Here is a 10,791-nt window from a genome sequence, read left to right as displayed (position 1 = left end):
GGACACCGACTTCGCCAAGGAAACCGCCGAGCTGACCCGCACCCAGATCCTGCAGCAGGCCGGTACGGCCATGCTGGCCCAGGCCAACCAGGTGCCGCAGGGCGTGCTCAGCCTGCTGCGCTGATCCACGGCACGAAGGCGCCGCTACCGTCGAAGTGAATCGACGGTAGCGGCAACCTGGAAGCCATGGTGCTCGAAGGCGCGGGCCATGCCCGGCCCGGGAAACCTCCCGAACCGGCTTGGCATCGCCCGCTCCTGCGGACCTCTCTTTCAGCGCTGTACCTTTGACTGTACGTACCGGGCGGCTTCGTCTCCCCCCGATTGTCAGTAGCCTGATCCCTCCCCTGCATTGGGGGAGGGTCTTTTGCAGACTCCCGGCAGCCCGCGGTGAATCCACCCGCACCCTGCCCCATCCCTCCTGCAACCGGCGTGCCAGAACCTGCGCCAGAGCATTGGCACGGCGCATGCATCAACGAAGTCCTCAAGACCCAGCGGCGCAGGCCGCTATTTTCGTTGACGACGGGCCACCGCACGGCGGGCCGGCCCGTATACCAGGAGAAACGACGTGGCAGACTTTGGATACGGTGGCATCGGCTCGGGGCTGGATATCTCCAGCATCGTCAACCAGCTGGTCGCGGCAGACCGCAAGCCGGCCGACAATGCGCTGAACCTGCAGCAGTCCAAGGCCAAGATGCAGCTCTCGTCGATCGGCACCGTCACCTCGGCCTTCGACAAGCTCAAGACCGCCCTGACCGCATTGAAGGCCACCACCGCGTTCGATACGCGTACCGTGACAGCCACGGGCAAGGCCGGCCCCGCCAATGCCGACGACGTTCTGACAGCCTCGGTGGCGCTGTACGACCTCGGCACGACCAAGGCAGCCGCCTCCAACGGCACGCACCAGGTAGAGGTCACCTCCCTGGCCACCGCGCACAAGCTGATTGCCGACACCTCGTTCCCGAAGACCGACACTTTCGGTGCCGGAACCTTGACACTGACCGTTGGCGTCGGTGACAAGGCCAAGACCATGAGCGTGGCGGTGGAGGACGGCGACACGCTGACCACCATCCGCAACAAGATCGATGCTGCCGGCCGCAAGGAAGGCGTACAGGCCACGCTGATCACCTCCGGCGACAACCAATACCTGTCGGTTGCGCAGGAAAAGACCGGCGCGGCCAACGCGATCAAGCTGGAATACGGTGGCAGCGATCCGAAGCTGGGTGCGCTGATCGGCAGCCTCAAGCAGAACTCGGCTGCAGCCGACGCCGAACTGACCATCGATGGCGTCAAGGTGGTCAGCGCCAGCAACATCGTGGCCGATGCAGTGCCGGGCCTGACCCTGAACCTGAAGGTTCCCGGCAAGAGCAGCGTGGTGATCAGTACCGACACCGCCGCCGCGACCAAGGTGATGCAGGAGTTCGTCACCGCGTACAACGCGGCGATCGCGGCGATCAACACCGAAACCAAGTACGACGCCAAGACCAAGGAAGCGGCCACGCTGACTGGCGACGCGCAGATGCGTGGTGCGTCCAGCCAGCTGCGCTCGATGATGTCCGGCGTGCTGAAGGAGCTTTCTGCCGACGGCCTGGACCCGAAGGTGCTGGGCCTGCAGACGCGCGGCTATCCCAACGCCGACGGCAGCCTGGTGCTCGACACCACCAAGTTTGCAGCCGCGCTGGCCAGCCAGCCGGAAAAGATCCGCGCTGCCATCACCGGCGACACCGGTGGCGCGGGCACGCTGTACACCATGGTCGACGGCTACGTCAGCACCACGGTCGGCAAGGAAGGCGCCTTCGTCGCCCGCACCAAGGGGCTGAACACCACGCTGGACAACATCGACAAGCGCCGCAAGGACCTCGACACGCGCATGAAGAGCGTGGAAGAACGCTACAAGAAGCAGTTCCTGGCGCTGGACAGCCTGATGGGCAAGTTGCAGCAGAGCAACACCGCGCTGCAGCAGCAGCTGGCACAGCTGAACCGCTGAAGGTCTGCGTAGAACGCTCAAGTTTGGCGTGCAACGCACCGATAACGGACGCAACAGCAATCAACGCCGCACCGCCGGCCACGGTCCCCACGACCTGCCGGCGGCACCCAGCGCAAGGAGAATCACGAATGTACGGTTCCAGCCGTCAATATGCCGAGCAATACCGCCAGGTGGGAGTGACCAGTGCGGTCGCCGATGCCGATCCGCACAAGCTGGTGGCGATGCTGCTGGCGGGCGCGCTGGAGCGCGTGCGGCGCGCCCAGGCCAGCCTCGAGCGTGGCGACCAGGCCGGCAAGGGCAAGGCGATCGGCGAAGTCTGCGCGATCGTCGGCCACCTCAACGGCTCGCTGGACCACGAGGCCGGCGGCGAGATCGCCGGCAACCTGTCGGCACTGTACGACTACGTGCTGCAGCGCCTGACCGAGGCCAACCTGCACAACGACCGCGCTGCACTCGACGAATCGCTGCAGCTGCTGGGCGAGATCGACAGCGCCTGGAACGCGATCCCGCACGAGCAGCGCCGCCCGGCCGCGGTGGCGCCATGAGCCTGCACGAACTGCACGCGCAGCTGGACGCGTTCGAGAAGGCACTGGGCGAGGACACGCTCGAGCAGGCTGACAGCCTGCTCGACGGCCACGACAGCACCCTCCATGCCCTGCTCAGCCAACCGCTGACCGTGGCCGACCATGCCCCGCTCACGGCGTTGTTCGAACGCCAGCAGAGCCTGCTGGGCCTGCTGCGCCAGCGCCGCGATGCGGTGGCCGCACTGATGAACGATGGCCAGCGCTCTCTTCGCGCGGCGCATGCTTACCTGCAGGCAGAATCCTTGGCATGACCTCACTGCCGACCACGTCGCTGCACCACCCCGCCGAAAGCGAGTTGTTCGACGAGACGCTCAGCTGCGAGCTGGCATTGCCGGCCGAATTCCAGGCAGGCAACGGCGCCGGTCGCACCACCAGTGCCGAAGGCCTGCTGCGCAGCCTGGCACTGGTAGAGGACAGCCGCGTTGACGAACACGATGAGCGCAACGAAGCCAGCCTGCAGTTGCAGCGGCTGGAGGCCAAGCTGGACCTGGCGATGGTGCTGCTCGGCCGGCTGGTGCGCCAGCAGGGCCAGGAGCTGACCCTGCGCCCGGTGCGCTGGTCGCGGCGCGGTATCCGCCTGCAGTTGGGCCCGCGCAGCGGCGCCAGCGCCGGCCAGGCCGGCGTGGTGCGCCTGCAGCCCAGCGATTGGCTGCCTGACCATATCGACCTGCCGGTGGAAGTGATCGCCGAAGCGGCCGATGGCGGTGGCGGCCACTTTCTCTGGCTGCGCTTCCAGCGCCTCGGCGACGGCCTGGAAATGGCCATGGAGCGCCACCTGTTCCGCCTGCACCGCCGCCAAGTGGCCGAGGCCCGCCGGGCGCGCTGAAACCAGTCTCGCCTGCGCAGGACCAACGACGCTTGGCGTGCCCGTTCAGCTAAGTTAAGGTGGACTCCCCCCATACGGACCTGTTGCGTGCCTGTGCGAGTTCTCATCGTCGACGATCACACCCTGGTACGCGCGGGCCTGGCGCGGCTGCTGCAGGGGTTTGCCGACGTGCAGCTGGTTGCCGAAGCCAGCAATGCCGAGCAGGCGCTGCAGCTGGCCCTGCAGCATGCGCCGGACGTGGTGCTGATGGACCTGTCACTGCCCGGCCGTACCGGCCTGGAAGCGCTCAGCGACATCCGCCTGCGCGCGCCCGGCACCCGCGTTGTGATGATGACCATGCACGACGATGCCGCGCACGTCCGCGATGCGCTCGACCGCGGTGCGGTCGGCTTCGTGGTCAAGGATGCCGCGCCACAGGAGCTTGAGCTGGCCTTGCGCGCCGCGCACGCCGGCCAGGTGTTCCTCAGCCCGCAGATCTCGGCCAAGATGCTGGCACCGATGCTGGGCCGCGAGAAGCCGACCGGCATTGCCGCGCTGTCACCGCGCCAGCGCGAGATCCTGCGCCGCATCGGCAAGGGCGAAAGCAACAAGGAAATAGCCGCCGACCTTGGCATCAGCGTCAAGACGGTGGAGACCCATCGCGCGCGCATGATGGAGTCGCTGGGCTGCCGCCGCGCCAACGATCTGCTGCTGCTTGCCGCCCGCCACCAGCACGAGCTGGAGTGATATACGCCCGCGGTGGCCGGCGGAAAAATGCCCGGTAGAGTCGACTCTGCCAACACGCGACGCCCTGCATTGGCGACGAAATCCCGTCACCCCGACGCAACCCGACAGGATTCCGTACACGGCGGACGGCGGGCACGGTGGATCCCGCACCGCGAATCAATGCCTTGGCCTCACCCATCGTCAATATCCCGCGCCAATGTAGGGGTTTCCCTGACACCCTGTAGGGATTTCCATGAGCGGCTTCAGGAACCCCCTGATTCCGCCTCCGCCGGATGAAAAGCAAGATGCGTTCCACAAGGCGCCGGGGAGCGGTGCCGGGGAACCACGATGAAGGCTGCACTCTCGACCCAGCTGGGCCAACAACTTCACCTCACCCCGCAGCTGCTGCAGTCGATCCGGCTGTTGCAGCTCGATGGCCTGCACCTGGAACAGGAAATCCAGCGCCTGCTGGACTCCAATCCCCTGCTGGAAATCGAAGATGCCGAAGCACCGGCCGCCGATGCCACCGAGGCCGCCGCCACGACGCTGGAAACCGCCGCATTCGACGAGCTGCCCGAGGCCTCGATGTGGGAAGTGGCCGGTGCCAGCTGGCAGGACGGCGATGATGACCGCATGGCGCGCATCGCCGCCGGCGAATCCACCGATCCGCAGCTGCGCGTGCTGCAGCGGCTGTCGCTGGACATGGACGAGCGCCAGCTGGCCGTGGCCGCGTTCTGGCTCGATCACTGCGACGAGGCCGGCTACCTGCAGGCGCCACTGGCGCACCTGCAGCTGCTGGCCAGCGCCCAGTTCGACATTGCCGCCGACGGCGTGGAGGCCATCCGCCAGCAGCTGCTGCACGGCGAACCGGCCGGCATGGCCGCGCAGGACCTGCGCGAAGGCCTGCAGGCACAGCTGCGCAGCCTGCACGGCGTGGTGCCCGCCCGTCACCTGGCCGCGCGCATCCTGGACGGCGCGCTCGACGCGCTGGCCGCGCATGACTACCCCGCCCTCGCCCGCCAGCACGACGCCGAGATCGATGACGTGCGCGAAGCCGTGCGCCTGATCCTGTCGCTGCAACCGCGCCCGGGCGACAGCCTGCTGCCCGAGCGCAACGCCGTGGTGGTGCCCGACGTGGTCGCCTGGCAGGCCGATGACCAGTGGAAGGTGGCCTTGAACCCGGCCACCAGCCGCCGCGTGTCGATCAACAGCCAGTACGAACAGGTGCTGGCCGACACCAGCGACGCCGCCCCGGCGCTGCGCGAGATGCTGCAGGAGGCGCGCTGGTTCAGCCGCGGCCTTTCGATGCGCTACGACACCCTGCTGCGCACCGCGCGGGTGATCGTGGAACGCCAGGCCGCCTTCCTGGTCCGTGGCGAGGAAGCCATGGCGCCGCTGACCCTGAAGGAAGTGGCCGAGGAAATCGGCATGCATGAGTCCACCGTCTCGCGCATCACCACCGGCAAGTTCCTGCAGACCCCGCGCGGCACCTTCGAACTGAAGCACTTCTTCGCCGTCCGCCTGGAAGGCGCCAGCGTCTCCGGGCAGGCGGTCAAGGCCATGGTCCGGCGCCTGATCGACGCCGAACCGGCCGGCCGGCCGCTGGCCGACGAAGCGATCGCCGGCCTGTTGTCGCGACAGGGGGTGAACATTGCCCGCCGAACCGTCGCAAAATACCGGGAACAACTGGACATCGCCCCGGCCCGTGAACGGCGCCGGCTCGGCGCCAGGCAACCACAGCTGGCCCGGGTGGGCTGAAAAGGATGTTGGACATGAACAAGCTTACCGTCCTGCTGGTCGATGACCACGAGGGCTTCATCAACGCGGCGATGCGCCATTTCCGCAAGATCGACTGGCTGCAGATCGTCGGCAGCGCCGGCAACGGCCTGGAAGCGATCGAGCGCTCGGAAACGCTGCGCCCGCAGGTGGTGCTGATGGATCTGGCCATGCCGGAAATGGGCGGCCTGCAGGCCACCCGCCTGATCAAGTCGCAGGACGATGCCCCGTACATCGTGATCGCCAGCCACTTCGACGACGCCGAGCACCGCGAACACGCGCTGCGCGCCGGCGCCGACAACTTTGTCAGCAAGCTGTCCTACATCCAGGAAGTCATGCCGATCCTGGAAGGCCTCAGGGAGGAACAGTCGTGAGTGAATCGCGCATCCTGGTGCTGGACAACGACGCCGTGCGCGCCGAGCGCACCGTTGCCCTGCTGGAATTCATGGACTTCAACCCGCGCTGGGTCTCCGACGCGGCCGACTTCGACCTCGGGCGCCAGCGCCAGAACGACTGGATGGCGGTGATCGTCGGCAGCCTGGACGACACTGCCGCCAGCACCGCACTGTACAACTGGCTCGGTGGCAGCAGCCTGCCGCCGCCGGTGCTGCTGGCCGATGGCGATGCTTCGGCATTTGCGCACCAGCATGGCCTGCACGAAGCCAATATCTGGCCGCTGGAAACCCCGCTGCGCCACGCGCAGATGGAAGCCCTGCTGCGTCGCGCCAGCCTCAAGCGCCTGGATGCCGAACACCAGGCCGGTGCTGCTCAGGACCAGGGCCCGACCGGCAACGGCGCTGCGGTGACCGCACTGCGCACCATGATCGAACAGGTTGCCGCGTTCGATACCACCGTGCTGGTGCTGGGCGAATCCGGTACCGGCAAGGAAGTGGTGTCGCGCGCGATCCACCAGCGCTCGCCGCGCCGCGATGGCCCGTTCGTGGCGATCAACTGCGGCGCCATTCCGGCTGACCTGCTGGAAAGCGAACTGTTCGGCCACGAAAAGGGTGCCTTCACCGGCGCACTGACCGCCCGCAAGGGCCGTTTCGAAATGGCCGAGGGCGGCACGCTGCTGCTGGATGAAATCGGCGACATGAGCCTGCCGATGCAGGTCAAGCTGCTGCGCGTGCTGCAGGAACGCAGCTTCGAACGCGTGGGCGGCAACCAGACCATCCGCTGCAACGTGCGGGTGATTGCCGCGACCCACCGCGACCTGGAAACGCGCATCGCCGAAGGCAAGTTCCGCGAGGATCTGTTCTATCGCCTCAACGTGTTCCCGATCGACGTGCCCGCCCTGCGCGAGCGTCGCGAAGACCTGCCGGCACTGGTGGAAACCATCGCCACCCAGCTGGCCCGCACCGGCCGCGGCGAAGTGCGCTTCACTGCCGAGGCGCTGCAGGCCCTGGCCGGCTACGAATGGCCGGGCAACGTGCGCGAACTGACCAACCTGGTCGAGCGCTTGGCCGTGCTGCACCCGGGCGGTTCGGTCCGCGTGCAGGATCTGCCGGCCCGCTATCGTGGCGATGCCGCGCTGGCCGTGCCCGCACCGGCGCCTGCGGCTCCGGTTGCCAGCGAAGAGCGACTGGACCTGCGCAGCTTCTCGTTCCACACACCCGGCAGCGGCAACCAGCCGGCGCTGGAGCACGGCATCGCCGTCAATCGCCCGGCGGCACCGGCCGCACTGCCCGACGAGGGCATGGACCTGCGCAACCACATGGCCAGCATCGAACTGGGCCTGATCAACGAAGCACTGGAACGCACCCAGGGCGTGGTCGCCCACGCCGCCCAGCTGCTCGGCCTGCGCCGCACCACCCTGGTGGAAAAGCTGCGCAAGTACGGCATCGAACGCGAGCAGGCCGAACTGACCGGCTGAACCGCACGACCCGCATGAAGGGGGCACGAACGCCTGGGCTTGCCCGGGCGTTGGTGTTTCTGCCCCCTTTGCATTTACACGTTTTCCTAAAGACAGCGGAGCTGAAACTACGGTGCATTGGAGGGACAGCCCAAGGAGCTCCCACCATGCATCACACCACCCTGCTCGCCGCCCTGCTCTGCCCGGCCCTGGCCACTGCGGCCAACTGCACCCTGCCCGCCACGCTCGACCAACGCCAGTTCACCAACCTCAGCGACCCGTTCTACGCGCCCGACAACCCCAACGCCGGACGCATGGTGCAGCTCAGCTTTGCTGGCAGCCAGTACATGCTGGACATCCTCGGAACCGACCTCCGCATCGGCGGCAGCTACCGCTATCAACGCCTGGCCCCGCATATCGCGGAAATCCAGATGACCGAGGCCCACCCGGCCGGTCCCGCCCACTACACCCTGCTGCTGACCTGCCAGAGCGACCGCCAGGGCCGCTTCGTCTACACCCAGCACGACGGCCCCATTGGCCCGCGCCAGCGCCAGAATTCCGGCCGCTGGACCCTGCAGCCGTAGGCCAGAAAACCGACGCCGGATAAATGGCGCCGCCAATGAGGCCAGAGCCCGTTGCGTCGCAACGGGATCCGGCCCCGTGCCGACCACAATGTGTCGACCAAGGTCGACACCCACCAGAGCAGAACGCCGTTCCGACAGATCGCGGGAAACTGTCGAAGGCGGGGTGGGTCCGGTTGCGGGGTCGTGAGCCGCATGGATGCGGCGACCGAGCCTGCAGGGACGTATTCACGGCGTCCCCCGCAACCGGACCCACCCTGCCATCCCTCTGTAGACCCGCTTCTGCTGTTGCTCCGGCTCCGGCTTTGGCTTTGGCCGTTGCCTCTGCGGGTGCAGGGCGCAGCCCTGCCAGCACCTCCCCACACCCTCACGTCTCTGAATCGAAAGCCGGTTTCGGCACGGCAATTGCACTGGCTCCAGCAGACAACCCCATCCCTGTTTCTGGAACCGTTGCAGATGTCCCACTCCGTCACTTCGATCCTTTCGCAGATCCGCTCCTATCAGACCCAGATGGGACAGCCGGCGCTCAATCCGCTGGGCGAAACGCCGCGCAGCAACGCCCTGCCGGCCACGGTGCTGGATGCGCCGCACGCCCAGCCGGCCAGCTTCACCGAAACCCTGCGTGGTGCGATTGCCGGCGTCAACGATGCGCAGCAGAAATCCGGCGCGCTGGCCAAGGCCTTCGAAATGGGCGACCCCAGCGCCGACCTGGCCAAGGTGATGGTCGCCTCCCAGCAGTCCCAGATCGCCTTCCGCGCCACCGTGGAAGTCCGCAACCGTCTCGTCCAGGCCTACCAGGACGTGATGAACATGCCGCTGTAAGGAACATTGACGCATGGCACTGACGCTCTCCAAGGACAGCCTGAACGCCGAGAAGGCCGGGCAATGGTTCGACCGCCTGCAGAGTCTGCAGATCACCCGTCGGCTGGGGCTGATGGCGATGATCGCGGTGGCGGTGGCGGCAGGACTGTCCGTGTTCTTCTGGTCGCAGAAGCCGGGCATGGTCCCGCTGTATACCGGCCTGGACCAGAAGGCGACCGCTGAAGCGACCGACCTGCTGCGCGCCGCGCAGATCCCGTTCGCACTCGACCCCGCTACCGGTGGCATCACCGTGCCGGAGAAGAACCTGCATGACGCGCGCTTGAAGCTGGCCGGTTCCGGCCTGACCGACAGCGGCAAGCTTGGCTTCGAGCTGATGGAACGTGACCCGGGCTTCGGTGTCAGCCAGTTCGTGGAAAGCGCGCGCTACCAGCACGCGCTGGAAACCGAGCTGTCGCGCACCATCAACACGCTGCGACCGGTGCGCGATTCGCGCGTGCACCTGGCCATCCCCAAGCCCAGCGCCTTCACCCGCCAGCGCGACGTCGCCAGCGCCTCGGTGACGCTGGAGCTGCGCGGCGGCCAGCAGCTGGAACGCAGCCAGGTCGATGCCATCGTGCACATGGTCGCGGCCAGCATTCCCGACCTCGCCCCCGAGCGCGTGACCGTAGTCGACCAGAGCGGGCGCATGCTCAGTGTCAGCGACCCGAACAGCGAAGCGGCGGTCAACGCGGCCCAGTTCGAGCAGGTGCGCCGCCAGGAAACCTCGTTCAACCAGCGCATCCGCGAGCTGCTGGAACCGATGACCGGCCCTGGCCGCGTCAACCCTGAAGTGAGCGTGGACATGGACTTCTCGGTGACCGAGGAAGCCCGTGAGCTCTACAACGGTGAGCCGCAGAAGCTGCGCAGCGAGCAGATGAGTGAGAACACCACCAGCACGCCGGGCCCGCAGGGTGTGCCGGGTGCGACCAGCAACAGCCCGCCAGGCCAGCAGGCCGCGCCGCCCACCGCGCAGACCCCGACCGAAAGCAGCAAAAACGCCACGCGCAACTACGAGCTGGACCGCACCCTGCAACACACCCGCCAGCCGGCTGGCCGCATCAAGCGCGTATCGGTGGCGGTGCTGGTGGACAACGTGCCGCGCGCCGGTGCCAACGGCAAGATGAGCCCGCAGCCGCTGTCGGCCGCCGAACTGACCCGCGTCGAGGCCCTGGTCAAGCAGGCGGTCGGCTTCAACGCCGAGCGAGGCGACACCGTATCGGTGATGAACGCCCCGTTCGTGCGCGACACCACCCCTGTCGAAGGCCCTGCCTGGTGGGAGCTGCCGTGGGTGCATGATGCCGGCCGCATGCTGCTCGGTGCAGTGGTGGTGCTGGCGCTGCTGTTCGGCGTGCTGCGCCCGGCACTGCGCGCGATCACCGGCCAGAAGAAGAACGACGAGCAGGCACTGGAGCCGCACACCGCGGACGTGCAGCTGGTCGATGACGATGGCACCCCGCTGCCGGCGCTGGGCGCCGATCGGGCCAGCCTGGGCGGGCCGGATGCGTTGGCCCTGCCGGTGGATTCATATGAGGAACGACTGCGGATGGCGCGTGAAGCCGTGAAGACCGACTCCAAGCGCGTGGCCCAGGTGGTCAAGGGCTGGGTGGCCAATGACTGAGGCT

Annotated in this window: 12 protein-coding genes; all 12 read left to right on the top strand. The window is 67.4% G+C overall.

The features are described from left to right. The coding region (locus tag QZ853_RS13995) for a flagellin (RefSeq protein WP_288494832.1) at window positions 1-124 on the top strand (124 nt) is incomplete at its 5' end. A gap of 441 nt (window positions 125-565) precedes the next feature. Beyond that, window positions 566-1,984, top strand: a complete 1,419-nt coding sequence (gene fliD / locus QZ853_RS13990; RefSeq protein ID WP_295574316.1) for a flagellar filament capping protein FliD — start codon at window positions 566-568, stop codon at window positions 1,982-1,984. A gap of 128 nt (window positions 1,985-2,112) precedes the next feature. Continuing rightward, window positions 2,113-2,529 (top strand): flagellar export chaperone FliS, encoded by a 417-nt coding sequence (gene fliS, locus QZ853_RS13985; RefSeq protein WP_019336597.1) that lies wholly within the window; start codon window positions 2,113-2,115, stop codon window positions 2,527-2,529. Continuing rightward, window positions 2,526-2,819 (top strand): hypothetical protein, encoded by a 294-nt coding sequence (locus QZ853_RS13980; RefSeq protein WP_295574313.1) that lies wholly within the window; start codon window positions 2,526-2,528, stop codon window positions 2,817-2,819. The genes fliS and QZ853_RS13980 overlap by 4 nt, the downstream gene beginning before the upstream one ends. Next, window positions 2,816-3,394 carry a PilZ domain-containing protein gene (locus QZ853_RS13975; protein WP_295574311.1) on the top strand — a complete coding sequence of 193 codons (579 nt, stop codon included), beginning with the start codon at window positions 2,816-2,818 and terminating at the stop codon, window positions 3,392-3,394. Before QZ853_RS13980 ends, QZ853_RS13975 begins: the two co-directional genes overlap by 4 nt. A 93-nt stretch (window positions 3,395-3,487) precedes the next feature. Further along, window positions 3,488-4,120 carry a response regulator transcription factor gene (locus tag QZ853_RS13970; RefSeq protein WP_005413261.1) on the top strand — a complete coding sequence of 211 codons (633 nt, stop codon included), beginning with the start codon at window positions 3,488-3,490 and terminating at the stop codon, window positions 4,118-4,120. A 327-nt stretch (window positions 4,121-4,447) separates the two neighbouring features. Next, window positions 4,448-5,857 carry an RNA polymerase factor sigma-54 gene (rpoN, locus tag QZ853_RS13965; RefSeq protein WP_295574309.1) on the top strand — a complete coding sequence of 470 codons (1,410 nt, stop codon included), beginning with the start codon at window positions 4,448-4,450 and terminating at the stop codon, window positions 5,855-5,857. A 14-nt stretch (window positions 5,858-5,871) separates the two neighbouring features. After that, window positions 5,872-6,249, top strand: coding sequence for a response regulator transcription factor (locus QZ853_RS13960; protein ID WP_005409556.1), 378 nt, complete (start codon window positions 5,872-5,874; stop codon window positions 6,247-6,249). Then, window positions 6,246-7,748, top strand: coding sequence for a sigma-54 dependent transcriptional regulator (locus QZ853_RS13955; protein ID WP_295574307.1), 1,503 nt, complete (start codon window positions 6,246-6,248; stop codon window positions 7,746-7,748). The genes QZ853_RS13960 and QZ853_RS13955 overlap by 4 nt, the downstream gene beginning before the upstream one ends. Before the next feature lie 146 nt (window positions 7,749-7,894). Beyond that, a complete protein-coding gene (locus QZ853_RS13950) occupies window positions 7,895-8,311 on the top strand; it encodes a hypothetical protein (protein ID WP_295574305.1) in 417 nt (138 codons plus the stop codon). Window positions 8,312-8,764: 453 nt separating this feature from the next. Beyond that, a complete protein-coding gene (gene fliE / locus QZ853_RS13945; RefSeq protein WP_295574303.1) occupies window positions 8,765-9,130 on the top strand; it encodes a flagellar hook-basal body complex protein FliE in 366 nt (121 codons plus the stop codon). A gap of 13 nt (window positions 9,131-9,143) precedes the next feature. After that, window positions 9,144-10,787, top strand: coding sequence for a flagellar basal-body MS-ring/collar protein FliF (gene fliF / locus QZ853_RS13940; RefSeq protein ID WP_295574301.1), 1,644 nt, complete (start codon window positions 9,144-9,146; stop codon window positions 10,785-10,787). Window positions 10,788-10,791: the final 4 nt, after the last annotated feature.

The organism is uncultured Stenotrophomonas sp. (genome assembly GCF_913778665.1).
In the GTDB taxonomy this organism is placed as follows: domain Bacteria; phylum Pseudomonadota; class Gammaproteobacteria; order Xanthomonadales; family Xanthomonadaceae; genus Stenotrophomonas.
This window is presented reverse-complemented; position numbering and strand designations above follow the sequence as displayed.

Bases quoted from the DNA above. Each gene is read 5' to 3' on its own strand.
- QZ853_RS13980 (WP_295574313.1), top strand. From the start codon at position 2,526: ATGAGCCTGCACGAACTGCACGCGCAGCTGGACGCGTTCGAGAAGGCA.
- QZ853_RS13975 (WP_295574311.1), top strand. From the start codon at position 2,816: ATGACCTCACTGCCGACCACGTCGCTGCACCACCCCGCCGAAAGCGAG.
- fliE (WP_295574303.1), top strand. From the start codon at position 8,765: ATGTCCCACTCCGTCACTTCGATCCTTTCGCAGATCCGCTCCTATCAG.
- QZ853_RS13960 (WP_005409556.1), top strand. From the start codon at position 5,872: ATGAACAAGCTTACCGTCCTGCTGGTCGATGACCACGAGGGCTTCATC.
- rpoN (WP_295574309.1), top strand. From the start codon at position 4,448: ATGAAGGCTGCACTCTCGACCCAGCTGGGCCAACAACTTCACCTCACC.
- fliF (WP_295574301.1), top strand. From the start codon at position 9,144: ATGGCACTGACGCTCTCCAAGGACAGCCTGAACGCCGAGAAGGCCGGG.
- QZ853_RS13950 (WP_295574305.1), top strand. From the start codon at position 7,895: ATGCATCACACCACCCTGCTCGCCGCCCTGCTCTGCCCGGCCCTGGCC.
- fliS (WP_019336597.1), top strand. From the start codon at position 2,113: ATGTACGGTTCCAGCCGTCAATATGCCGAGCAATACCGCCAGGTGGGA.